This is a genomic window from Desnuesiella massiliensis (assembly GCF_001403615.1).
In the GTDB taxonomy this organism is placed as follows: Bacteria; Bacillota; Clostridia; order Clostridiales; family Clostridiaceae; genus Desnuesiella; species Desnuesiella massiliensis.
This window is the reverse complement of the sequence record NZ_LN879456.1, coordinates 35,356-58,070: the sequence shown is the minus strand read 5'-3', so window position 1 is coordinate 58,070 and position 22,715 is coordinate 35,356. Positions and strand designations below refer to the sequence as shown.

24 protein-coding genes and 1 pseudogene are annotated in these 22,715 nt (G+C 33.3%); 2 read left to right on the top strand and 23 right to left on the bottom strand.

Features of this window, described 5'->3' with window-relative positions; all coding sequences use genetic code 11:
• Nucleotides 1-5 precede the first annotated feature (5 nt).
• The 11 genes from nuoK to BN2665_RS11005 all read right to left on the bottom strand — a co-directional run bounded on the left by nuoK (nt 6) and on the right by BN2665_RS11005 (nt 9,528).
• Complete coding sequence (gene nuoK, locus BN2665_RS11055) at nt 6-314, bottom strand: NADH-quinone oxidoreductase subunit NuoK (RefSeq protein ID WP_055667184.1); 309 nt, start codon at nt 312-314, stop codon at nt 6-8.
• Nucleotides 311-811: an NADH-quinone oxidoreductase subunit J family protein gene (locus tag BN2665_RS11050; protein WP_055667183.1), complete on the bottom strand. Its 501-nt coding sequence runs from the start codon at nt 809-811 to the stop codon at nt 311-313. The genes nuoK and BN2665_RS11050 overlap by 4 nt, the downstream gene beginning before the upstream one ends.
• Nucleotides 812-814: 3 nt before the next feature.
• Nucleotides 815-1,270, bottom strand: coding sequence for a NuoI/complex I 23 kDa subunit family protein (locus tag BN2665_RS11045; protein WP_074042293.1), 456 nt, complete (start codon nt 1,268-1,270; stop codon nt 815-817).
• Nucleotides 1,271-1,284: 14 nt separating this feature from the next.
• Complete coding sequence (gene nuoH, locus BN2665_RS11040; RefSeq protein ID WP_195892690.1) at nt 1,285-2,328, bottom strand: NADH-quinone oxidoreductase subunit NuoH; 1,044 nt, start codon at nt 2,326-2,328, stop codon at nt 1,285-1,287.
• Nucleotides 2,329-2,364: 36 nt separating this feature from the next.
• Nucleotides 2,365-3,480: an NADH-quinone oxidoreductase subunit D gene (locus tag BN2665_RS11035; protein WP_055667182.1), complete on the bottom strand. Its 1,116-nt coding sequence runs from the start codon at nt 3,478-3,480 to the stop codon at nt 2,365-2,367.
• Between the two features lie 60 nt (nt 3,481-3,540).
• Nucleotides 3,541-3,993 carry an NADH-quinone oxidoreductase subunit C gene (locus BN2665_RS11030; RefSeq protein WP_055667181.1) on the bottom strand — a complete coding sequence of 151 codons (453 nt, stop codon included), beginning with the start codon at nt 3,991-3,993 and terminating at the stop codon, nt 3,541-3,543.
• Nucleotides 3,986-4,495 (bottom strand): NADH-quinone oxidoreductase subunit B, encoded by a 510-nt coding sequence (locus BN2665_RS11025; protein ID WP_423229865.1) that lies wholly within the window; start codon nt 4,493-4,495, stop codon nt 3,986-3,988. Before BN2665_RS11025 ends, BN2665_RS11030 begins: the two co-directional genes overlap by 8 nt.
• A 68-nt stretch (nt 4,496-4,563) precedes the next feature.
• Nucleotides 4,564-4,920 (bottom strand): NADH-quinone oxidoreductase subunit A, encoded by a 357-nt coding sequence (locus tag BN2665_RS11020; protein WP_055667180.1) that lies wholly within the window; start codon nt 4,918-4,920, stop codon nt 4,564-4,566.
• A gap of 663 nt (nt 4,921-5,583) precedes the next feature.
• Nucleotides 5,584-6,594 (bottom strand): aldo/keto reductase, encoded by a 1,011-nt coding sequence (locus BN2665_RS11015; protein WP_055667179.1) that lies wholly within the window; start codon nt 6,592-6,594, stop codon nt 5,584-5,586.
• A 216-nt stretch (nt 6,595-6,810) separates the two neighbouring features.
• The gene (locus BN2665_RS11010) at nt 6,811-8,766 is read right to left on the bottom strand and encodes a S9 family peptidase (RefSeq protein WP_055667178.1); all 1,956 of its coding nucleotides are present in this window, start codon (nt 8,764-8,766) and stop codon (nt 6,811-6,813) included.
• Between the two features lie 216 nt (nt 8,767-8,982).
• Entirely contained in the window at nt 8,983-9,528 is a 546-nt protein-coding gene (locus tag BN2665_RS11005; RefSeq protein WP_055667177.1) for a dihydrofolate reductase family protein, read from the bottom strand.
• Nucleotides 9,529-9,657: 129 nt separating this feature from the next.
• Between BN2665_RS11005 and BN2665_RS11000 the strand changes: the two genes are divergently transcribed.
• Nucleotides 9,658-10,605 carry a helix-turn-helix transcriptional regulator gene (locus BN2665_RS11000; protein WP_055667176.1) on the top strand — a complete coding sequence of 316 codons (948 nt, stop codon included), beginning with the start codon at nt 9,658-9,660 and terminating at the stop codon, nt 10,603-10,605.
• A 135-nt stretch (nt 10,606-10,740) separates the two neighbouring features.
• Here BN2665_RS11000 and BN2665_RS10995 read toward each other — a convergent pair whose 3' ends face one another.
• The 11 genes and pseudogenes from BN2665_RS10995 to BN2665_RS10940 all read right to left on the bottom strand — a co-directional run bounded on the left by BN2665_RS10995 (nt 10,741) and on the right by BN2665_RS10940 (nt 19,195).
• Complete coding sequence (locus BN2665_RS10995; protein ID WP_055667175.1) at nt 10,741-11,106, bottom strand: hypothetical protein; 366 nt, start codon at nt 11,104-11,106, stop codon at nt 10,741-10,743.
• 23 nt (nt 11,107-11,129) lie between these two features.
• Nucleotides 11,130-11,741 carry a hypothetical protein gene (locus BN2665_RS10990; RefSeq protein WP_055667174.1) on the bottom strand — a complete coding sequence of 204 codons (612 nt, stop codon included), beginning with the start codon at nt 11,739-11,741 and terminating at the stop codon, nt 11,130-11,132.
• Nucleotides 11,742-12,476: 735 nt separating this feature from the next.
• Nucleotides 12,477-12,800 carry a hypothetical protein gene (locus BN2665_RS10985; RefSeq protein WP_055667173.1) on the bottom strand — a complete coding sequence of 108 codons (324 nt, stop codon included), beginning with the start codon at nt 12,798-12,800 and terminating at the stop codon, nt 12,477-12,479.
• The gene (locus BN2665_RS10980; protein WP_055667172.1) at nt 12,793-13,005 is read right to left on the bottom strand and encodes a helix-turn-helix transcriptional regulator; all 213 of its coding nucleotides are present in this window, start codon (nt 13,003-13,005) and stop codon (nt 12,793-12,795) included. The genes BN2665_RS10985 and BN2665_RS10980 overlap by 8 nt, the downstream gene beginning before the upstream one ends.
• 693 nt (nt 13,006-13,698) lie before the next feature.
• Nucleotides 13,699-14,121: pseudogene (locus tag BN2665_RS10975) on the bottom strand (TrmO family methyltransferase domain-containing protein).
• A gap of 41 nt (nt 14,122-14,162) precedes the next feature.
• Nucleotides 14,163-14,639: a pyridoxamine 5'-phosphate oxidase family protein gene (locus BN2665_RS10970; RefSeq protein ID WP_055667171.1), complete on the bottom strand. Its 477-nt coding sequence runs from the start codon at nt 14,637-14,639 to the stop codon at nt 14,163-14,165.
• A 72-nt stretch (nt 14,640-14,711) separates the two neighbouring features.
• Nucleotides 14,712-15,329, bottom strand: a complete 618-nt coding sequence (locus BN2665_RS10965; protein WP_055667170.1) for a DUF6273 domain-containing protein — start codon at nt 15,327-15,329, stop codon at nt 14,712-14,714.
• A 326-nt stretch (nt 15,330-15,655) separates the two neighbouring features.
• Nucleotides 15,656-16,741 (bottom strand): hypothetical protein, encoded by a 1,086-nt coding sequence (locus BN2665_RS10955; protein WP_055667168.1) that lies wholly within the window; start codon nt 16,739-16,741, stop codon nt 15,656-15,658.
• A gap of 68 nt (nt 16,742-16,809) precedes the next feature.
• Nucleotides 16,810-17,196, bottom strand: a complete 387-nt coding sequence (locus BN2665_RS10950; RefSeq protein WP_242865939.1) for a pyridoxamine 5'-phosphate oxidase family protein — start codon at nt 17,194-17,196, stop codon at nt 16,810-16,812.
• Between the two features lie 117 nt (nt 17,197-17,313).
• Nucleotides 17,314-18,294, bottom strand: coding sequence for a helix-turn-helix domain-containing protein (locus tag BN2665_RS10945; RefSeq protein WP_055667167.1), 981 nt, complete (start codon nt 18,292-18,294; stop codon nt 17,314-17,316).
• 235 nt (nt 18,295-18,529) lie between these two features.
• A complete protein-coding gene (locus tag BN2665_RS10940; protein WP_055667166.1) occupies nt 18,530-19,195 on the bottom strand; it encodes a hypothetical protein in 666 nt (221 codons plus the stop codon).
• 190 nt (nt 19,196-19,385) lie between these two features.
• Here BN2665_RS10940 and BN2665_RS10935 point away from each other — a divergent pair, with 190 nt between their 5' ends.
• Complete coding sequence (locus BN2665_RS10935) at nt 19,386-20,261, top strand: PHP domain-containing protein (protein WP_055667165.1); 876 nt, start codon at nt 19,386-19,388, stop codon at nt 20,259-20,261.
• A 213-nt stretch (nt 20,262-20,474) separates the two neighbouring features.
• Here the strand turns inward: BN2665_RS10935 and BN2665_RS10930 are convergent, their stop codons facing one another.
• Entirely contained in the window at nt 20,475-22,715 is a 2,241-nt protein-coding gene (locus BN2665_RS10930; RefSeq protein WP_055667164.1) for an ABC transporter permease, read from the bottom strand.

The following is a 22,715-nucleotide window of genomic DNA, read 5'->3' as shown; positions in this document are numbered from 1 at the left end:
ATAATCTACCATTTCAATAAATCTATATCGTCAACAGTAGTTGATTTTCGGTGGCGATACAGCGATAAAATGATTGCCAGACCTACTGCTACTTCTGAAGCTGCCACCGCAATTATAAAAATCGCAAAGGTATGCCCTGTCAATATGTCCGGTTTTAAAAAATGATTAAAGGCTATAAGATTAATATTTACTGAATTCAACATGAGTTCTATTCCCATAAAAACTGCTATGGCATTCTTTTTTGCTACTGCACCGTATAAACCTATACAAAAAAGCGCAGCACTTAATATTAGATAATGATATAAAGTGATCATTTAGATTGTTTCACTCCTTTCCCAATTACAATTGCCCCTACTGTTGCCACAAGCAATAATATACCTGCTATCTCAAAGGCAACGGAGTAATCATTAAGTAAGAGTGATGCAATATCCATTATTGTGGATTCAGGTGCTGTACCGGCTACTGGTGCAAATTCTGATGAAATTATAATCCGTGCAAATGCTAGAAATATTGCTAGTGCAGTAAATGCACCATACACTTTATACCTGTTAAAGCCACTGCTCTCTCCCATATCTCCTCTTTTAGTGAGCATAACGCCGAAAACAAAGAGTATTGATATAGCACCAACATAGACCATTATCTGAACTACGGCTAAATAGTCAGCATTTAGCAGCAAATAGATCATTGCAATGCCTATAAAGGTAGCAGCCATAAACAGTGCGCTGTGCACAAGATTTGTAGATAGCACCATTTTCAACGCGGCAAAAATAATAAAAGCACTAATAATATAAAACAATATAGAAGCAACCATTAATTACACCACCATGCCTTTCTGCCCGTTCTCAGCCTGCATACTAATATCCGCTGCAGCTTCCTTTTCGCTGTTTTCATGTGTCTTCTTTTTCCATTTATAAATTGTATCTTTCCTATGATAACATACCAGATCAAACTCAGTTTCAAAGTGAATTGCTTTTGTAGGACAAGCTTTTGTGCAAAGCCCACAGAATAAGCAATATCCAAGATTCATTTTATATTCCTGTAAAGTCCTTTTACCTGTATCATTTTTTACAAAGTCAACTTTGATTACCCCATTAGGACAGGCATCTGCGCACATATTACAAGATATACATTTATCAAAATCAAAGCCAAAGGATCCATGTGAACGTGGAGGCAATTTAGGCTTTACTTCCGGATATTGCACAGTAACTTTCTTCTTAAGGAATCTTTTCATTGTTATTCGCATTCCTTTAATCAAACCAATACCAAGCATATTTACACCTCCAATTATCTTATAAACTGAAACAATTTTATTCCAAGTCCCGTAATAAATACATTTGCTATAGCTACCGGAATAAGGTATTTCCAGTTAAACTGCATCATCTTGTCAATCCTTGCTCTCGGTAAAGTCCATCTCAGCCACAACAGGAAGAAAATCATAATATAGGTTTTAATCATAAACCATGCCCAAGAAGGTAAAAAGGGCCCTTGCCAGCCTCCAAAGAACAGAGTCACTCCAAGAGCTGCCATAACAAATAAGTTTGCATATTCTGCCATAAAAAAGAGTGCAAAACGCATGCCTGTATATTCAGTGTGGTAGCCTGCTACAATTTCCTGCTCAGCCTCCATCATGTCAAAAGGAGACTTATTAAGTTCTGCCAGCGCTGCTATGACGAATATTATAAAAGCAACAGGTTGAAATAGGATGTACCATACTTTATTCTGCGAAGCTACGATCTCATTTAAATTTAAAGTTCCTGCCAGCATAACTATTCCAAGCATTGAAAAGCAAAGAGGTATTTCATAGCTTATAATCTGTGCAACAGTCCTCATACCCCCAAGCAGCGAGTATTTATTATTTGATCCCCAGCCTGCCATAAGTATTGCCAATGTAGATGTAGATGATATAGCAGTAAAATACAAAACTCCAACATTAATGTTCACTGCTGATAGATTTTTACCATAGGGAAGTACAGCATAGAGCATAATAGTAACGGTAAAAATAAATATCGGTGCCACTTTATAAACAATTTTATCCACCGCTGCCGGTATTATAGATTCTTTTCCAATAAGCTTCACAGCGTCATTAATTGGCTGCAGGAGTCCTAAAGGACCAACTCTGTTAGGGCCAACCCTCTCTTGAAAAAATGCGGAAACACGGCGGTCTATCCACAAAATCATTATTATATTGAAAGTAACTACCGCTGCAACCGCTACAAAATATACAACAGACATTATCAGATTAATAAAAAAACTATTGAATCCTATAAAGCTTAAAATATTTCTTATTAATTCCGCTCCATTCTGAAAAATATTATTTATCATATCCATTTAAAATTCCCCTTTTTTAACGCCATATTTTTTAAGTTAGCGGTCAATCTCACCTAGGCAGATATCAAAGGATGCAAGCGTTGCTATAAAGTCCTGCAAGGTTTGTCCAATAGCCAATTCCGGGAAGATACCTATATTTACAAAAGAAGGTGAGTGAACATGTACACGATAAGGCTTTGAGCTTCCGTCACTAACCAAATAATAACCCAGTATTCCCTTAGCACTTTCAATCTGTCCATATGCCTCTCCTGGGGCCGGTTTAATGATTCTTGGTACTTTTGCAGTAATTGGCCCTTCTGGCAGAGATTCTACTGCCTGCTCTATTATCCTTATACTTTGACGTATCTCGAGAATACGGATGTAAAAACGATCATAGGCGTCTCCATTTTTAAGTACTGGAACTTCAAAATCAAACTTATCATAAACACTATAGGGTGCAACTTTCCTTAAGTCATAAGGTATCCCTGTTATTCTGATATTAGGGCCAGTAATACTGTATTCCATCGCCTTTTCAGCAGTTATCACTCCCACACCTTTTGTTCTTGCCTGAAATATCTCATTTCCTAAAATCATTTCCTCTATATCATTAAGCCTGTCATGAAGTTCCTCTATATTGTTCTTTAACCTAGGGAAAAATTCTTCCGGTAAATCGTCCATTACTCCACCTATAGTGTAATAATTAGGCGTCATCCTTGAACCTGTAACCATTTCTATCAAGTCAAGCATACCTTCCCTCGCTGTGAAACCATACATCCATCCGGTAACCGCGTTTAAATCTATAGCGGTACTTGATAATAGTACAAGATGACTTGCAATTCTCTGTAATTCGCCTATTATAACACGGAGATATTCTGCTCTTTCAGGAACTTCAATTCCCATTAGTTTTTCAACTGCTACCGCGTACCCCCAGTTATTTAAAGCACCTGCCAAATAATCCAGTCTCGGAGTTAACGCAGCAAACTGAGCATAAGTACGGCTTTCCCCAAGCTTTTCTATTCCTCTATGAAGATAACCTATATGATTTTCACATTTTACAATACTCTCCCCATTTAAGGTAAGCGCTGCTCTAAAGACACCATGAGTACTGGGATGCTGTGGCCCCAAGTTTATTTTAAATTCTTCCGTCTCAAAGCTTTCTTCTATAAACGACATCCAAACTCCCTCCTATTTTTATCCGTCTCAGAAAAACTATCTTTCACTTATTTTTTTCTTTTAGAATCTGCTAACGGGATTAAGTTTATAGCTCTTTTGAAGAGGATGTCCTACAAAATCCTCCGGGCATAGAATTCTCTTCAAATTTCCATGTCCATCAAAAAATATACCCATCAAGTCAAAAATTTCTCTTTCCTGCGGATCTGCTGCTTTCCAAAGAGAAGAAATGGAAGGTATTGAAGGCGTTACGTTATCCACTTTCTCGATCTTTATTTTTATACATAATAACTCAGCGTTATCATTCAACAAATGATACACAACTTCATACCAGCCCTCATAATCAGCGGATGTTATGTCCGCAAGCATCCAGTATTTAAAATCCTCTTTCAACGTTTTCATCAGCACAACAAGCTGTTCCTTTTTCACCTGAATTGCTTGTCCGTTTTCTGAAAGTGATAATTGTCCCCCTAAGGTATTATTTAATTTCTCAAGCAAATGAGTCATATCAATCATTTTTTCTCACCTTCGCAATCTCTGGATTTCTGAGCTTAGCCTTTAATTTTAAAAATCCCTCTATAAGAGCTTCTGGCCTTGGAGGACATCCAGGTATTACAACATCAACTGGAACAATTTGATCTACTCCCCTTATTACTGAGTAGGAATCCGCAAAGGGTCCTCCTGAAATTGCGCAGCTCCCCATAGCCATTACATATTTCGGTTCCGGCATCTGTTCATATAGACGCTTTAAAAGCGGAGCCATCTTTTCAGTTACAGTTCCAGCCACAATCATCACATCCGCATGCCGTGGTGATGGACGAAATACCTCATACCCGAAACGGGATATATCATACCTTGCTCCACCGGAGGCCATCATCTCAATAGCACAACAGGCAAGACCAAAAGAAACAGGCCATAGCGAATTGGAACGGCAGAAATCTATTGCCTTCTCTAAACTAGTAAAAATTACATGATTATTCAAAAGCTCTCTTAAGGTTTCATCATCTTCTTGGAGCATTTTCATTTCTTTTTCGAAAAGTTCACAGTCAAACACTTCTTTATTTTCACTTGCTGTGTCTTTATTATTTATTTCCATTCTAAAGCTCCTTTCTTCCATGCATACCATAGTCCTAATACAAGTATTCCAACAAATATGCACATTTCAACAAAGACAAAAAGACCTAAGGATTTAAAGGCAACTGCCCATGGGTATAAGAAAACCGTTTCTACATCGAAAATCACGAATATCAATGCGTATAGAAAATAACTTATTTTAAACTGCACCCAGGTAGGTCCTTGTGTATCCATACCGCACTCATAGGTTTTCTCTTTTTCGCTGTTTGGTCTTTTGGGTCGAACAAGCCAATTAGTAATAATAATAATAAATCCGAAAGCAATTCCACCCAATAAAAAAATTCCTAATGTACCATAATCCCGATTCATATTTTTTCTCCTTCCTTAACAAATTAAATAAAATTTCTATTCAAATACTAAGGTCTTCTCTTACGTCTTTATGGGATAGGTAATTGGAATTTGTTCATCTTCAAAGTAAATGACATAAACTTTGTCTCGGACTGCGGTTGTATTATAACAGCCGGGGTCGTCGAAGAACATCCATGTTAATTCTTTACCATTAGTCACTAGTTCTCCCCCCTTACTTATTAATTTTTCTATATTTTTTTCTTATCAGTGTTATATAGATATTAAAATTGATATATCTTTACCTATTGTAATTCTTTAAATGTTATATTTCAATATATGGCAATTTAATTATTTATTTCACATATTTCCAGATATGTGTTATACAACAGATGTAGCTGTATCATTGTTTTTTACTACAGTTAATTTATTTAACCTTTGATTATTCACATATTCATCGCAGATTTTTAATAGCTTCTTTAATACATTTAAATTTTATATTTCGTTAACTTTATCACAAATATCATCATTTTATAACTATATCTGACATTTTTATCTTAAAATGTATAAATATTTTTTAAACTTTTAATTCTTTTAAGTATTACCGTGTTTTTTTATACACCGCAAACTATCATAATTTGCACATTAAAAAACTCTATCAGCATATTAACCGATAGAGTTAATTTTCTATTCGTTAAAAGTTTTCCTCACCTTTTTCAACATGGTTCTTATAGGCAAGTTATATGGACACCTATTTTCACATACTCCACATTCTATACAATCCTTCGCTCTATTTTGCAGTGAAAAATATCTTTCCTCACCCCAGGCTGCAAGGTTATATCTTTCCTTATAGCCACTTAACACAAACATACTCGGGATATCAATATTTTGAGTACATGGAGCGCAATATCCGCATCGTCTGCAAAACTCCTTACCCAATCCATCAATTATCTTATTTATATTTTGTTTCTCATCTGCTGTTAATGGGGTAACGTTGTCAGCCACTCTTGCATTCTCTTCTACTTCACTTATCTCAGCCATTCCAGGTATTGCAGTAGTAATACACTGATTTTCTAAAATATACTTTAATGCTAAAGTTCCGTTCTCTATTGCTCCACCAGCCATTGGTTTCATTGCAATCACACCAATATTCAATTCCATAGCTCTTCTAAATAGCTCTTCACCTTGATTCTCCACTATATTGTAAGGATACATTATGGTTTCAAATTTTCCGGTTTCTACGGCAATTTTAAGTAAGTCTACACTATGAGAAGTAATTCCTATATGTCCAATCTTTCCTGCAGCTTTAGCTTCTAAAAGAGCTGTATAAGCACCGTCTTCACTTAACACCTTGTCCAGGTCAGCTTTAGTTCTTATATTATGAAATTGATATAGATCGATATAATCAGTTTTAAAATTCTTTAAACTTATCTCTATATCTCTTGCCATGGATGCTTTATCTCTTGCCATACTTTTAGTTGCGATAATCCATTTTCCTCTTCTGTCAACTAAAGCTTCACCAATAAATTCCTCAGAAACAGAATAACCTCTTGCACTGTCTAAAAAGTTGACTCCTGTTTCTTCTGCCTTTAAGATTACCCTTTTTGCCTCTTCTGTACTAATTCTTTGTACAGGTATTCCTCCAAATCCTATTACAGAAACCCTTAGTCCGGTCCTTCCCAATATTCTATACTGCATACTGCTAGCTCCTTTGCTCTTTTCTATATTAATTTATATTTACATACTACTTCGAAAATTTTTAGTAAGGTAACATGACATGATCATTTTCATTTAAAAAAATCTATATTTCCGCAATATCCATCATCTTTATGTGTTAAACAGAAGAAAAGCTGAGCTCCTAACATAATAGAATCCAGCTTTTCTTCTATTTATTGTTATTGACAAAAACACTTATTAAACATGTTCTACAAACCATTGAAGATTTTGTTCCATTATTGCTTTATGGAGCCCTGGTTTATGAGGACTGTGCTCCATTCCCTTAAATACTACAAGTTCACTTTCTACTCCTAAGTCTTGTAATCCTCTGTAGAGTTCATATGCGTTTGGAACAGGTACCCTTTTATCGTTATCACCATGTTGGATAAGCGTTGGTGTACAAGCAGTTTTTATATAGGTCATAGGAGAAGTTTTTGCATATATTTCTGGATCATCCCAGGGTGTCGCTCCTAGGTATGATCTAGTAAAGGTTGTTATGTCCGTATTTACATAGTAGGTAATCCAGTTACTTATTCCTGCTCCTACAGAGATTGCTTTGAATCGGTTGCTAAAGGTTGAGCAGAAGGCTGAGATGTATCCCCCTTGGCTCCAACCCATTACTCCAACTCTTTCACTGTCTGCAATGCCCTTTTCTATTAGGTAATCTACCCCTGAAATAACATCCTCATAGTCTCCTACCCCAAGCATTCTAAAATTACTTGTCAAGAACTTGTTCCCATAGCCTGAGCTTCCCCTATAATTTGGCTCAAGAACAATAAAGCCTCTCTCTACAAACTGCTCAACTGGATAGAGCTTATTCATATTATGAAAGGGGAATGATGCCCAGGTTGGTCCACCATGTATAACTACTAAAAGCGGATACTTTTTATTAGAATCATAATCATGAGGCTTGGATAAAACTCCTTCTATCTCAAGACCATCCTTGGTTCTCCAGATTAGAACTTGTTTTTTACTCAATAGTTTATTCTCGTATACCCTGCTTTCATTGGTTATTTGTACTGCGTTCATGTAAACTTCAGCTGCCTTATTTTTTTCTGTTTTAATATAGGCTATATTTTCACCGTCAGAGGTACTATCTGCATCGGCTATATAACATTCATCCTGGCTATAGATTGAAGAGATTTCACCCTTTTCAGAAACCATTCCAATTCGATAGTTCGCGCGATCCTGCCAGGTTACAAGGATTCCTTTACTTGTCCATTTAATAGGTGTAACACTTCTGTCAAATTCAGATAACCTCATTATGATTTCTTCTTTTTCAAGATCATATATCTCCAAAACCACGTCTTCCCAAACCTTCCATTTATAATCCTCTGACTCTCTTGGAGTTTTAGCAAATACAATCCTGTTTCCATCTGGAGAGAAGGAAATATTTGAACTAAAGATTCCAGTAATATTGAGTTTTCTAAACTTTTTAGTGGAGATATCCAATAGGTATAACTTTGCTTCTTCATCTCTTATATCCCCTGTGGGAGTACATATAAGTGCAGCTTTTTTCCCATCCGGCGATATATCAAAACCCCTTATGCTAAAATCCCTGGGATTTGTTATGTCCACTTTAACATCCTTTGGTTCTTCCTTTTTACCTTTTTTCTCATTACTTAGTTCTTTAAAGGCTTCAATAGCTTCCTCTATTCCTACATAGCATAAATAGTCATTCTTATATTCTTTATCAACATATTCAAATTCTCCATAAGTCTCTTTACGTTTCCTTAACTCCTCTGAATCAGCTTCCGTAGTGGTATAGTATATTCCCTTGCCGTCAGGAGACCAGATAAAGCTGTTTACACCTTCTTTGGAGCTTGTGATCTGAATTCCATTGAACTCGTCAAAGGTTTTCAAAATAATTTGCTTTCGAAGCTTTTCTTTTCCACCCACCTCTGAAATATAGGCTAAATAGTTCTTATCCGGCGCCCATGCAGGACTGCTGCTTTCAGATTTGCCTGTTGTGATGGGATAATGCTTTTGACCATCCTTTTCATAAATCCATACATGATTTCTGTATGTATTTTCAGCTAAATCAGAGGTCCTTTTAACATATGAAACAACCTTTCCTTCCTTACCAATACTTATTGATTGAAGCCATGGTAGTTGTACTAACTCCTCAATTGAAGTATAGCTTGTCTTATTCATAAATTCCTCAATCCTTTCATTATCCTAGGTTTTGTGCTGTAACAAACAATATTTAGTAATTTTAGCACTTGCTTTGATTATATAGCATATTTTAGATTTTTTAAACTATTCAATTTTGTTATTTATATATTCTTGAAAAACATAACCACCACCTGTAAGTAGCTATTTAAGCTACCTACAGGTGGTGGTTACTATAGTATATATTCTAAATTTTCTTTATATACAACTACCTTCAGTTTTTCTTTTTGTATATTTTAAAATAGTGATACCATCTTCTATGCTATACTCATCTAGATGTAGCTTTATTGTGGGATTATCTCCTAAAAACAAAGGTCTTCCTTTACCTAATATTATAGGAATTATTCCAATTATATATTCATCAACAATATCAGCTTTAATAAAGCTATCTACAAGCCCTCCACCACCAAACAGGAATATGTCCTTACCCTCCTTCTCTTTTTCTTCTTGAATTATCTTACATATATCTCCACTGATAAAATGAAGATTGTCTTGATTTTGAATTTTTTGTGATGTTGCTACGTATACCTTTTTATTTTTAAAATCATTATGCATATTTTGGACATAACAATTTTTACCCATAACTACTATATCTATATCTTCTAGAAATTTATCAAAATTGAATTTACTTTTAGTATTTAATGTGTTGTCCCCATCTCCAACTATCCAATCAAATCCGCCATCTTCTGACGCAATATATCCATCAAGGCTTATTGCTAAATTTAAAATTATTTTTCTTTTCATATTAAATTCCTCCTTATTATTTAAAATGTTATTTTATTTTCACACATTTTATAATTATTATTGTTTGATACATAATTAATTATAAGTTATAATAGTTGACATCCTATGTCATATAACAGGAGGAAAATAATGAGAGCAGACAGATTAATTTCTATACTAATGTTATTGCAGATATATAAAAAATTAACTGCTTCTGAATTATCAAAAAAACTTGAGGTCTCTGTAAGAACTATTTACAGAGATATTGATACACTTAGCGGTATTGGAGTACCCATTGTTGCTGATAAAGGTATAAATGGCGGAATAAAGCTTCTAGGAGACTATAAAACATCCCTTACAGGAATAAACAAAAATGAACTTCTATCTTTATTCATTCCAACTGGTGATAAAATTTTAGAGGATTTAGGTGTTGAAAATCTTAAATATTCTACAATGCTTAAAATTTTAGGAAACTCTGCAACTAATGAAGTAAAAGAATTTGAAAATATTCAAAACTATATTTATATAGATATGTATACTTGGAACGAGTCTAACACTATAGTAAATACAGATATTCTTTCTGTATTACAAAATGCTATATGGAACTCAAAATCATTAAGGATATTGTACAGAAAAATAGATGAAACAAAAGAAGTAGAGTTAAACCCACTTGGCTTGGTTTGCAAACGAAGTATTTGGTATTTAGTTGCAGTAAATAATGAAATTATTAAAACATATAAAGTAGCTTCTATTGAGTCTGCTTTGTTAATGCATGATACGTTTATTAGACCATATGACTTTAATCTAAAAAGTTACTGGAGAAATTCTACTAGTAATTTTAAAAGCTTAATTCCTAAACATACTTTTACCTTTAAAATTAGACCCTATATCTTAAATCATATAAAAGAAAGACAATTTATAACTATCAGTGAAACTATGATTAAAGAAAATGAAATTTATCTTAAAATAAAATTTGATGCAATATGGCAAGGTATAGAATTTGCCTTTGGATATGGTAAGGATATTGAAATTATTGAACCCATTGAGGCTATCTCTGAAATTAAGAGAAAAGCATTGGAAGTGATTGATTTGTATTAAAACCACCCTAAAATGTACGATTCATCGTAACGATTATACCGTAGACTTTTACAGAATAATATATATAAATAAAAATAAGAAGATGGATTATCTACTTTTATCTATCCATCTTTCTCATTATATAAGCTCCGAAATTTAAGGTATATTATTTAATCTGAAATATGTCATGCTTCTAATAGGCTTTCCATCCTTCTCATACCTTCCACAGCCCCAATAATCATCTCTATCCATAAAAACTTTAAAAACTATTAAACCGAAAAATTGAGCAGCTATATCTATACTTCTACCACAGGCGTAATAAATTGGTTCAAAAACAGTACCAGTCCAATCATGCCCTGGTATCCATCCAGCAGTATGCACTTCATCACTGTCTATTCTTTTATTCAATTCATCTACAATTATATTATAATCGTTATCTCCTATTCTTTTTCGCCATGTTTTGAAGTCTTTTTCATGAGGTAATTTAGTAATTAGTTCTCCTTGTTCAATTGAATATATCATTCTAATCTCCCCCCTATAACATTTTAGATAATTTGTTTTGAGTACTGTAGTAATCCCAACGCAGCCTTTACTCTGATTTCCTCATTTTCTGATTGAAGTGCAATATTTAGTACCTGTATTGCTCTGGTAAGTATCTCTTCATCAATTTTTATATTAGTACTTTTAGCTGGATTATTTTCCAAAGCTTTATCTAATTCTGCAATGTCTGCTGGATGCTTGAACTTAGTAACAATACTTCTATTCCTAAGTAACTCTCTAACATATTCGTTGAGACTATCTCTTTTAACCTTACCAATCCATGTTACATTTCTTCTATGGCACATTCCTTCTGACTCAAAATTAGAATCATACTTATAATCATCAAGTTTACCAATATGAACCCATTCATTTTCATTTATCAGAACGCTATCATCCTTTTTCATAGTATTTACAAAAGCATTAACAATTCCTAAATGATTTCCTAGCTGACTCCCAGTCCATTTATATTGTTGCTGTAATCTATCTCTTATTTCGTCTTTATCAACATTTGTCAAATCTCCTATTCCAGGATAACCAATACAAACAAAGTCTTGTTTAATGAATAAATCAATCCTTTCTGTTCCATGTGGCTGTGTTTTAATTTGAAATATATTCATAACCATACCTCCTAAAATTTCGTTACGGTTCGTAACGGTTATAAATAAATTATAGGCAATAAAACCCTATTTGTAAACCCTAATCATTCGTCAATATTCGTTACGAGTATTTACAGTTTTATATTTTAATTGTAAACAAAATAAAAGAAGAAGAACCCCCATCATCTGGAGATTCCCCCTCATTGATTATTTGTGAAATACTTCTGTAGTAAGATCCAACTCTGATCTTTTATAACAACAGTTTTCCTCATTGTATTCCCAATACGGCGCCTGTGAATTATTTCACTTTTAGCTAAGGGATTGGTATTGGATATGTTTGATACTTTTATAAAGTGTATATCGATTATTTATGTTATTAAATTTGTTTTAAAACATAATCTTTTTATACATCATTTAAAAATTAAGATTAAATTCCTTTGTCTTGATATATAAGTTAAAAGTAAAGAAAAAAGTGCCCATTCTGCAAAGAGTAGCACTTTTTCTTAATTAATCTTCAATTAATTTCATCCAATAGCCCTAAAACAAAATAAATGTTCTAAGGATTGCTTAGTGTTAGCGCACTAAGTTTTTCTTATTTATATTATATCAAATTTCCATAAAAAATAAACCTAAGTAATTGTTATATTTAAAAACGTCTATCTTAGTAACATATAAATTAGAATTTATCAGACTCCTATAATCTAAAATCTATTAACTAAATTACTATTTATTGTTAATTAGTTAATACTAATATGTTTACATTCGCTTATCAAAATATCTTAATGCAAACAATTCTATCGCATTGCGCAAACCGATGAATAATACGCCATAAATTAAAACGCGATTCAAGGTAAGGGTTATTTGAATATCAGAAAATAGCAATACCAATTCTCCGACAGCTAAAAATACTATCAAGATATAGTTTAAATAATTCGCCGCATTATTCGCTTTGTTCTGGATGAATTGCCAACGTTCATCTTTTTTGTAATCAATATGCTTTTTAGCCTTCCATAGATAAAGAAAAAGAGTAATGCTAGTACCAACAATAAGGAAAAATAAAATAATAGTTTGTTCATTCATCGTTTTCACCCTCCTTGTGTTCAAAAACTTCATTGATTGAAACATTAAAAACTTCTGCAATTTTGAAAGCTAATTCTAATGAGGGAGTATATTTATACTTCTCAATTGATATAACCGCTTGGCGGGAAATACCTACCTTTTCAGCTAAATCAGCTTGCGTCCAATCACGCTCTGCTCTCAAAACCTTAATTCGATTCTGTATCAAGGTATTACCTCCTTAACAAAATGTAATCCGTTGTTTACATTTGTATTGTAATCTACTAATTACATTTTGTCAATAGAGGAATACTTTTTTACACATTAATATCCAGGTAAATGTTTTCTACGATACAAAAGGTTCGTTTTGACACATTCGCCTTTGTCCACCATTGCGAATGATTAGAAAATTATTCGAGGTTGAGCATGAAAAAGCCGATAGATAAATTTCAGGTACCGGCTTAAGTTTTACCATAACCTCGTGCTCTACCGTCTAACAGATACTCGCAAAATTCATAATTTATCTTATATAAGAGGTATATTAACACTACATCATCTACTATTAATTATATATTTTTTGTAAATATTGTATATTAAAATCATTTTATCATATTACTTATGATACAGTATTTCCACTTATAAAACTAATCTTAGGCAAGTCATATCAATACCTAAAGCTATTTTTCGCATTTATTTATGGTATGGTTCTCCGTATCAGTAGTAAGTGAGGTTCTTCCATTTTATTACCTTATACATACTACATAATTATGGTATAATTCTAAAGTATTATTTAGTAAATTCTTAATGGGTGCCTATGGTCAGGAAGTTAATGCAAAAGAAAAGAAAAGAAGCACCCATCCCTTAAAAATTAGTGCTTCATTCTTAATTAATATCCTACAAAAATAAATTTATATATTATATTTTAAAATAGAAACTCATTTTCCCAATCAAAATCTCCAGATTCTTCACAACATAATGGCCAACGGCTGCACCATTCTGGAACACTAGCCTTTTCTACTCTGTCCACGCTTGGAGTATAAGGTTTCAAATCTAAAATACTACTATCATTCATTGCATCAATATAAGTAATATAAACTATCCCTTTTTCATAATCTATATGTGTTACTTGAGTAATAGACAACGCTATCGGATTAGGTCTTTCAGGCGATCTAGTTGAAAAAACCCCCAACTTTTTAGGAGCCTTTTTATAAGGCTTATTCACTTCTAAAATGCTTCTGCTGCTACTATTATCACATTTATCAAGCTACCACAATACATCAATGTGACTAAAAGATTCTAATCCCTGCAATCCTTTTATATACTCCTTATTAATTTGAAGAAACATATTTTCTCCTTCAACTTAGAAACTGCTTATTCTTTACGGATTTATTTCGCCGTTTTATTGATAAAATCAATTTCATACTGATGTTCACCGTATTTTTTCTCGTTGTCAATAATCGTACCCTCTGTGAGAGAGATACGCAGAACGATTGAGTTCGGATTGTCTTCGTCGCCAACTTCATCGAACCAATCGAAAACTTTTTTAAATTTCGCTCTGATTTCCGCATTCTTCTCGTCCTTGACCCAACCGAGATTTTCAGCCGTACCTTGGAAAGCGTACCAACCTAAACCACCAACGGAAACCTCATTGTTCTTCTCAATTTGCAGCATTTTATTTTTTTTCGCGTCCGTAGAAACATAAAATACGCCGTCTTCATAATAAGCGCATACCATACGGACAGCAGGACGAGGATTACCGGCAGCGTTGGAGGATAGTGATATTGTCGCAAGGGCAATAACTTCCTCTTTGCCATTTCCGCAACGTTCCTCCATAAGTTTCATTGCATTTTCATATTTGCTCATTTTAATTCTCCTTTAAATTTAATTATTTTATGCTGTAATTATAGTCAAACCACTTTAAAAGTGACCCAAGATTTACAATTCTAGCTTTACCCACAAAGCAGGACGAACGCCGCCTGTACATTTGCCATCGCTGATGTTGCCTTTTAATATATTGTTGCCTTGGATACCTATATTACCATCAGTTCCGAAGATGTACACGGCTTTTACATTAACGCGGCCGGGCGACCGAAGCCACCACCACCAAGCCCATTCTTTACCCTGAAGTCTTGCTATTCGCTTACTGTTGTTTTCATCTTTTCTTTCAAACCAATATCTTTGATTTTTTCCTCGGTTTTGCAGTTTTGAACGGCTATCACCGAAATATTTGCACACTTCCTCAATGCTTAATAAAAATATACTGTCTTGCGTATCTGCTCCGCCTTTTGAACCATACCACTGATTGTCAGGATTTTTATTTATTACCGGGATTATTCTTGACTTATCAGTTGCGTTGAATTTGTCATAAAATTCACCATTAAGATATTTTCTTAAAGCGCAGTCAGCCCATGTTATATCTTTATAAGCATCATGGTAAGGGCGTTGTTCTATAATCTCTTCGGTTATAATCAAAGCCGTATTGTTTTGTATGTCAAGCACACGCCAATTATAACCGCCGAATGATAATGATGAGTGGATTTTAATAGCTTCCATTTAACCACTTCTTTCTTTGTAATAGGTAATCTGCCTTACTCTTCGTTATTATTAATCCTTCTCCTTAATCGGAAACAATAAATCAAGCTGTAAACCTTCCATTTTACTACCTTTTTGTATAAAATTATAAAAATTCAACGTTTCTTCAAAACCTTGCCCCGCAACCGTTTCTGGCGATGTCCAACGTGGGGGATCCCAGTCATTATCATATTTATCGCTTGCGTCAACCCATTCTTTTAATAAACGCCAGTCCTGGAAGTCCCACGCCCTCAACACATGTGCGGCATATAACCCACCGTCAAAAGTTCGTTTTACTAACGCTTATACTATACAAATGACAATTCCGTGTCAAGCCAAGTTTCGATAGCATTTCTTATATCAATGATTGAGTCATCCAGTGAAAAACGAAACCCTTGGCAACCTCCATTACAATGATCGCTTATCCCTCTTTTTATTCCACAGCCATAACCTTTTTCAATCATTTCTTGTATAAATGAAGGGAATTTTTCGATGGTATCAGCGTATTTATGCGTGTTTTTCGCTTTGATGTTTATTTGATAACCATTATTAAGTGATACATTAATTCCCCATATCTCTTTACTTTTATAAGAATATTTAATCTTTATCCATAAATCTTTTACATCCACATTGCATTTAAGCCCTTTATCCAAATAACGCTTATGTAGCTGCAATATAAAATCTTGCACATTGACGGACAAAGGTTTTATAGTATCTTTTAAAACAGAAATCACTTCGATTCCATCATTTTTCAATACTCTGTAATCACATCGCAATAAAATATCGGAGAAGCGGCTATAGCTGATTGCATTGAATTTATTGACCTCGAGTTTGTAAACGTTTGCAGAAAATTCTATCTCGGCTATTGCCATTACCTTCAATCCCGTCAACATGGCAGGATTATCAGGATACGAAATTTTTATTCCTTCAGCTTTTGATAAATCCGGTTTTTTGTCGTTCAAGTCTATACCGTCAATCAATATGCCGCAAGTAGTCAAGAATCGCAAGCATTCAATGCTTTTTGAAACGGGGATTTTCGTGTTGAATATATTGTTTCCGACGGTAAGAGATTGAGCGCTTTCTGTTAGTACACCATGAAAACCTATATTCAATAATAAGCATTTCACATTGTGCAGGAATGGAAAATATACCGAAATAGTAACGCGGTCATCAAATAAGTGAGCATTCTTTTTATGATTGTCATACGAATCACCTTCAACAATCAAAACATCGCAAAGCTGATACAAAAAGTTTCTGAACGCAAGAACTCCTTTTCGAATATCCTCCTCGTTTGAAATATTTTCAAACATTGGATTAATTGCATATATTTCAGGTATTTCTGGCGTAATAACATTTTTTAAGTGTTTTGCCATATCTTTGAGTGTCTTTCGCATTTATTTCACTTCTTTCTTCGCAAAGTCAACTTTATACTGCCATTCACCGTATTTTTTGTCGTTATCAGTTATCGTTCCTTCCGTAAGGGTGATACGCAGAACGATTGAGTCAGGGTTATCTTCGCCGCCATGTGCATCGAACCATGTGAAGATTTTTTCATCTTCGCTCTTATTTCCGCGTTCCTCTCGTCCTTTACCCAACCGAGATTTTCAGCCGTTCCTTGAGCAACAAACAAGTCTAGCTCACAGATGGAAATCTCGTTGTTTTTCCCAATTTCCAGCATTTTATTTTTATTGGCGTCTGTAGAAACATAAAACACGCCGTCTTCATAATAAGCATCAACCATACGGACAGCAGGGCTGGGATTACCGACGGCGTTCGGGGACAATGCAATAGTTGCAAGAGCAATAAGGTTGTCCTTTCCGTTTCCGCAGTATTCTTCCATAAGCTTCATCGCGTTTTCATACTTGTTTATGATAATTCCTCCATTTATTTTTTATTTCCCTATGGGTTCTGTCATACTTTGCATTTCGCAACTACCTAAATAATACATGGGAAATTTCTTGTATTTTTATATTCCTTCTTTTAGCTTAATGGGAAAATATCTTTGCATTTGTTTATAGCCAAGTCCCTTTTCTATGTCTTTATAGGCAATATCTCTTCCATCTTCATATAAATAAGGCATATTGAACATAACATTGCGGCCTTTGTCAAGCTCAAAATTTGTGCTTTCAATCCATCGGCGAACTTTATCTTCCACTTTTTGTATGCTCTCGTTATCTTCGTCAATACTGACTGCCATAGCGTATAAGCCTCCCGGAAAATCGAACAATTTAAAAGGGCTTACATCCGCATTGGTAACACCATCTTTAACGGCACATATCCATTCAGCTTTGTCATTTTTAGACAGCAAAAAATCAAAACAATCGAAAATCACACTCTTATACAAATGACAATACTGCCACAATTGGTACATATATCCTCCTTCTTTGAACATTTCCCCCCACGGTTGGTTGCCGCACGTTACCGCTTTGAATTCCGGTATCCTGACAACCATTATATCAGGAATTTTTTTATCTAATTTTTCCGTTATTTCAATCAAGCGGTTTACATTGGAGGGCTTGCCGATATAGTCAACGCTTATCAACTGTGTTTCAATCTCTTTAGCCTTGTTATACAGCAGTTTTATGTCGGAGTTGTCTGCAAAGTTCACTTGTTCGATTTCGCGTATAAAATCAAGCACGATTTCTTTCAACTCATGCAAAAGCGCAACCTCGTCGTCTATACTCTGTACTTTTTTCCCCAGCACTTCTAAAACTACATCGGAACCGGAAGTGTTGAAAACACGTTGAATGTCTTTTATGCTGATATTCAGCTTGCGTAAAATGAGTATTTGTTCAAGCCGCCTAACAGCGTTTTCGTCGTACATTCTATATGTGTAGTCATCACTTCGGGTGCTGGACAGCAATCCCATGTCCTCATAATAACGCAGTGTACGGGCTGTAATGTCATATTTGCTTGACACATCTTTGATTTTGATTAGGTTGTTCATTTGTTTCGACCTCTTTTCTAAATTATCAGGGATAAACTTAGTATAAAGGATTCCCCAAAGGAAGAGTCAAGAGGGTAATGCTATTTTTCTGTAGAAAATATAAATTTTCTCTCTTATTGAGAAACGGCATAACACCGTAGATAACATTTTCTATCTGCTACAAGCAGAATTTACTAACATTCTTTGAAAATTATAAAGGTAATTCTAATAAGCATTGAATATGATTTGCGTAAAATTATTCTTTAATTTTATCTTCGCTATAATTACCTTCAATATCACTTTTTATCTTAGTTGCTATATCAGAAACATTGTTTATTATACGGTTATAAGTATTTCTTAATTGAGTTAAGGAATTTACCTTTCTATGATTTTTTTTCTTCCTATACATCTCTATTTCCTGTGAAATTCTTTTATTCTCTGCTCTAAGTGTCCAAGCAATTAATGTAGCTGTATCATGCTGCTTTTGATACTTAATTGTATATGATCCCGAAAACTTTATTCTATTATCTTTGACATTTGTTTTTTCTACTGTTTTTTCTAGTGTTTTTCCTAGAATATTAGCAGCATTCTCCAATGAGTCTTTAAATGCATTATCCAGTAATGTCATATATTTTTTTGTATCTTTTCCATACTTACCAGAAGCAATTTCACCTTTAATTTTTTCGTATTCTGAAGCATACTTTTCCATGAAATGGGCCTTATTACCATCTCTAAATGAAGCTTCAATACGACTCAAAAATTCGTAGCCTATTACAGCATCCTCTGATATAACTGAATTATTTGTCTCCTTATAAACTTCATCATTAGATTTTTTTTCTATATTATTATCTTTAGTTTTATGTTCATTAACAGCTGAATTTATTGGGTAGGACATTGTTTTATTAATTTTAATTGAACCCATAATAATTACCTCTCATTTATTGAATATACTTTATATATCGAAGAATAACTTGAATGCTATAGGTTTAATTTTCCATACCTGACAAAGGGAGTATTAATGTAACTTTAACTCTTTTTTTTACATCTGGTTGTCTTCACAGATTAAATTAGATAAAATATAGTTGCTAATACAAATAAGGAGATATATAACTATGATAGATCTACATATACATACCACTACATCTGATGGTTCTGATGAGCCCATAGATATTCTTATCAAGGCACAGCAATTAGGACTAAAATGCATATCTATTACAGATCATGATTCCATTGGGGCTTATAAAAAGCTGAAGAATACTAATATTCTTAACCACTTTAAGGGTAAGCTTATTCCTGGCTGTGAATTTTCTGCTGTCCATAACGGAAAACCAATTGAAATATTAGGGTATGGTATAGATATTGATATAATAAGTTCAACAGGAATAGTTTCAGACGATAAATTTTATGAAAGAGAAAATGCTTATCTGAAAAAAATGATGGATGTATGCCGAAATCTCAACCTTAAATATAGTGATAATTTATCAATTAAAGGAAAATATTTTTCAACACAGATATTGCATGCTGATCTTAGAAAATATCCTGAAAATGAAAAATATTTTACTAAAGAAATATGGGAAAGTCTTAATGCCTTTTATAGGACTTGTGTGAATAATCCAGACAGTCCATTTTTTCTTGACCAAGCAAAAGATTACCTCACAGTACAGGAAGCTGCTGCTCTCATAAAAAAAGCAGGAGGCAAATCATTTCTTGCTCACCTTTATGGATATTTCGTAGATGATCATGAAGATTTTTTAAATTCAATAGTGTCGTTAAATGCACTTGATGGCATAGAATGCTATCATTCACTTCATTCAATGGACAAAACAAAGTATCTGCTTAATTATTGCAATGAACACAGGCTTTATGCATCAGGTGGAAGTGACTATCATGGAACACTGAAGCCTAATGTAAAAATGGGAGAGAGTATAACCAATACAAAAATACCTTATGATATATTGAAGCCGTGGCTTCCAAGTAATGTGACATAAGAAAGCCTACATTATTAATGGTAAGCTTCACCGTAACGATTATATCCTATAAGTGTATGGTGGAACTGATTCACCCGCAAAAAAAGCACAACCGCCTGTAAGAATCTGATTAAGCCAGCTACAGGCGGTTGTGGATACATATGGTGAATATAAAGCACAATCTTTAAAATCAACCACTTCTTCACTCTTTCATCCAAATATTGTCAACTGCAACTAGTCTCTAGCTTTCAGACTTTCTGCCATATTAACCTTCAAAACCTTCTTTTTACATATTCCTAAGGTTACATAGTTCACTAGCAAAATAATCGCTAAAGCTATTATCATTTGTAAAGTTTCTAACTTTGCCACAAAGTCAAAATACATATTGGAAGTTAAGCTGTCAAAAAATTGTTGTATTATACTATTTGTTAATGGTATTGCAACTAAAAATCCAAGCCATACTAATACTGATGTGAAATTCAAAATTAACTTTGATATTTCTTTGTTATGATATCCTACTACTTTTAGCATTGAAATATTCTTTCTATTTTCCTCCACCAACATAGATGTGACTATATACACTACAATTACTCCTATAATAGCAGATACTACTGCCATTATATAAAGAAAAACTTTAAAAGCTGCTATAGAAGTTTCTAACCCAGCCTTACTATCCTTCGCAGTTAAAACATTCATTACCTTATTAGAATTTATATTTAACTCTTCATCGCTATATAAACCAATATAAGTGTTTTTAGGGATATCTAACATTTCATTTAGTTTATCAATTGGCAAATATATATCATCGCTATATTGTATATTACATATATCATCAATAGTAATATCATAATATTTAAGGTTTGAATTGTTTCTTATTTTAATAATATCTCCCTTTTTCAAGTTTAATCTTTTAGCTACAGCACTTGTTATAACTACTTTATCTTCACCTATAGCATTTTTATCTTTATCATAAAGCTTAATATACTTACTGTTTCTAGTAACACCATTTAAACTTAGGCTGAATATTTCTTCATTTTTCCTATATTGAAAACTTGATATCATATATGGCTCTCCATCAGTACTATTTTCATACAAGGGTTCCTTTAGCACATATTGATATTCATATCCAAATAATTGATGAAAGTTACTATTAAATAAAAATTCTAAAGAATTATCAAATGAGAGTCCTGCAAGCATAAATAATGAAGCTGCCACCATTCCAACAAACATTAAAAAGCTTCTAGATAAATTTGATGTGATTTCTTTCAACTTAAATCTTAGCTTAAAGGATCCCTTTTTATGAGGAATTAATTTAGTTAATCTTCCTTTTTTCATTTTACCTGCATTAGCTTTTAAAATCGAAACTATATTTAGGTTCATTCCTTCCCTTAAAGAAATAAGTGTAGCAAAATAATTTAACATTGTCGGAACAATAATTAAAAACGCAATGTCCATAATATTAAAATGATAAACAGGTTTTGGTATATTATATTCTACTGATGAAATTGCTGAAAATAATCTAGTAGTTGCAATTCCTGTTATTCCTCCAATAACCGTTCCTGTTACTGATAAATATAAAGGTAGTCTCATATAATGCTTAGCAATTTCCCACTTGGTATATCCCATGGAAAGAAGTGTTCCTATATAAACATATTCCTTCTTAAGCATACGACCATTAACTACCGCCATAATGATACTAGATAAAACCAAAATAAATAAAGGCACTATTTTACTTGCCATAATAAGAGATTCAATCTCTCCATCAAAAGTGGATATCCTAGAATTTGTATCTTTATCTGTCCACTCTAACACAATTCCATTTTTGCCAAGTTCTTTTCTAAATTCCTCTTCATTATTTTCATTAAAAATAACACTATAGTATGTCTTTATATTTTTCTTATCTATATTATTAAAAGTGGTTTTATCTATCATACATAATCCGAACTTTGTTCCATCACACATAAAATCACTTTCATTTTTTTTGACACTGAGATAATCTGGTGTAACAAATACTCCACAGACAGTATATTCAGTTTCATCTATAATCATCTTATCTCCAAAACTTAAATTTTGAGCTTCAAAAAAATATCTATCCACCATTATATCATTAGGATTCTTAAGTTCTTCCCCCTCATATAAAACTGGTTTATTTATTTCCTCAGATTTTTGTCTTATACGCAAGGTAGCTTTATTATATTCAGTTTCCATATAGATATTTTCTTCTAATATTAAATTATAATTTTTTTCATATTCTTTTATTTCTTTCTGTGATAATTTTTTAGAATAATAGAAGTTAGCATCCTCTAAAGATTGGTCTATTCTATTATCTTGAACATTTTTCTTAATACTTGTGCTGGCTGTCTTTAATCCTAAAAAAGTTGATGTGGATAATATAATTAATATAAGCATGCCTATATAAGTAGCTTTATGCTGAAGAAAAATTCTTTTTATTCTTTTATTTATACTCATTTTCAT

What these genes read in the sequence shown, in the direction of transcription:
- BN2665_RS10945 (WP_055667167.1), bottom strand. Translation starts at nt 18,294, where the DNA reads ATGAACAACCTAATCAAAATCAAAGATGTGTCAAGCAAATATGACATT.
- BN2665_RS11050 (WP_055667183.1), bottom strand. Translation starts at nt 811, where the DNA reads ATGGTTGCTTCTATATTGTTTTATATTATTAGTGCTTTTATTATTTTT.
- BN2665_RS11030 (WP_055667181.1), bottom strand. Translation starts at nt 3,993, where the DNA reads ATGATTGATATGACTCATTTGCTTGAGAAATTAAATAATACCTTAGGG.
- nuoK (WP_055667184.1), bottom strand. Translation starts at nt 314, where the DNA reads ATGATCACTTTATATCATTATCTAATATTAAGTGCTGCGCTTTTTTGT.
- BN2665_RS10965 (WP_055667170.1), bottom strand. Translation starts at nt 15,329, where the DNA reads ATGGAAGCTATTAAAATCCACTCATCATTATCATTCGGCGGTTATAAT.
- BN2665_RS10955 (WP_055667168.1), bottom strand. Translation starts at nt 16,741, where the DNA reads ATGCGAAAGACACTCAAAGATATGGCAAAACACTTAAAAAATGTTATT.
- BN2665_RS10940 (WP_055667166.1), bottom strand. Translation starts at nt 19,195, where the DNA reads ATGGGTTCAATTAAAATTAATAAAACAATGTCCTACCCAATAAATTCA.
- BN2665_RS11005 (WP_055667177.1), bottom strand. Translation starts at nt 9,528, where the DNA reads ATGAAAAGAAAAATAATTTTAAATTTAGCAATAAGCCTTGATGGATAT.
- BN2665_RS10970 (WP_055667171.1), bottom strand. Translation starts at nt 14,639, where the DNA reads ATGAGCAAATATGAAAATGCAATGAAACTTATGGAGGAACGTTGCGGA.
- BN2665_RS11000 (WP_055667176.1), top strand. Translation starts at nt 9,658, where the DNA reads ATGAGAGCAGACAGATTAATTTCTATACTAATGTTATTGCAGATATAT.
- BN2665_RS10985 (WP_055667173.1), bottom strand. Translation starts at nt 12,800, where the DNA reads ATGAATGAACAAACTATTATTTTATTTTTCCTTATTGTTGGTACTAGC.
- BN2665_RS10935 (WP_055667165.1), top strand. Translation starts at nt 19,386, where the DNA reads ATGATAGATCTACATATACATACCACTACATCTGATGGTTCTGATGAG.
- BN2665_RS11010 (WP_055667178.1), bottom strand. Translation starts at nt 8,766, where the DNA reads ATGAATAAGACAAGCTATACTTCAATTGAGGAGTTAGTACAACTACCA.
- BN2665_RS11020 (WP_055667180.1), bottom strand. Translation starts at nt 4,920, where the DNA reads ATGAATCGGGATTATGGTACATTAGGAATTTTTTTATTGGGTGGAATT.
- nuoH (WP_195892690.1), bottom strand. Translation starts at nt 2,328, where the DNA reads ATGGATATGATAAATAATATTTTTCAGAATGGAGCGGAATTAATAAGA.
- BN2665_RS11045 (WP_074042293.1), bottom strand. Translation starts at nt 1,270, where the DNA reads ATGCTTGGTATTGGTTTGATTAAAGGAATGCGAATAACAATGAAAAGA.
- BN2665_RS11035 (WP_055667182.1), bottom strand. Translation starts at nt 3,480, where the DNA reads ATGTCGTTTATAGAAGAAAGCTTTGAGACGGAAGAATTTAAAATAAAC.
- BN2665_RS11015 (WP_055667179.1), bottom strand. Translation starts at nt 6,594, where the DNA reads ATGCAGTATAGAATATTGGGAAGGACCGGACTAAGGGTTTCTGTAATA.
- BN2665_RS10995 (WP_055667175.1), bottom strand. Translation starts at nt 11,106, where the DNA reads ATGATATATTCAATTGAACAAGGAGAACTAATTACTAAATTACCTCAT.
- BN2665_RS10990 (WP_055667174.1), bottom strand. Translation starts at nt 11,741, where the DNA reads ATGAATATATTTCAAATTAAAACACAGCCACATGGAACAGAAAGGATT.
- BN2665_RS11025 (WP_423229865.1), bottom strand. Translation starts at nt 4,495, where the DNA reads ATGCTCCAAGAAGATGATGAAACCTTAAGAGAGCTTTTGAATAATCAT.
- BN2665_RS10930 (WP_055667164.1), bottom strand. Translation starts at nt 22,715, where the DNA reads ATGAAAATGAGTATAAATAAAAGAATAAAAAGAATTTTTCTTCAGCAT.
- BN2665_RS10950 (WP_242865939.1), bottom strand. Translation starts at nt 17,196, where the DNA reads ATGAAGCTTATGGAAGAATACTGCGGAAACGGAAAGGACAACCTTATT.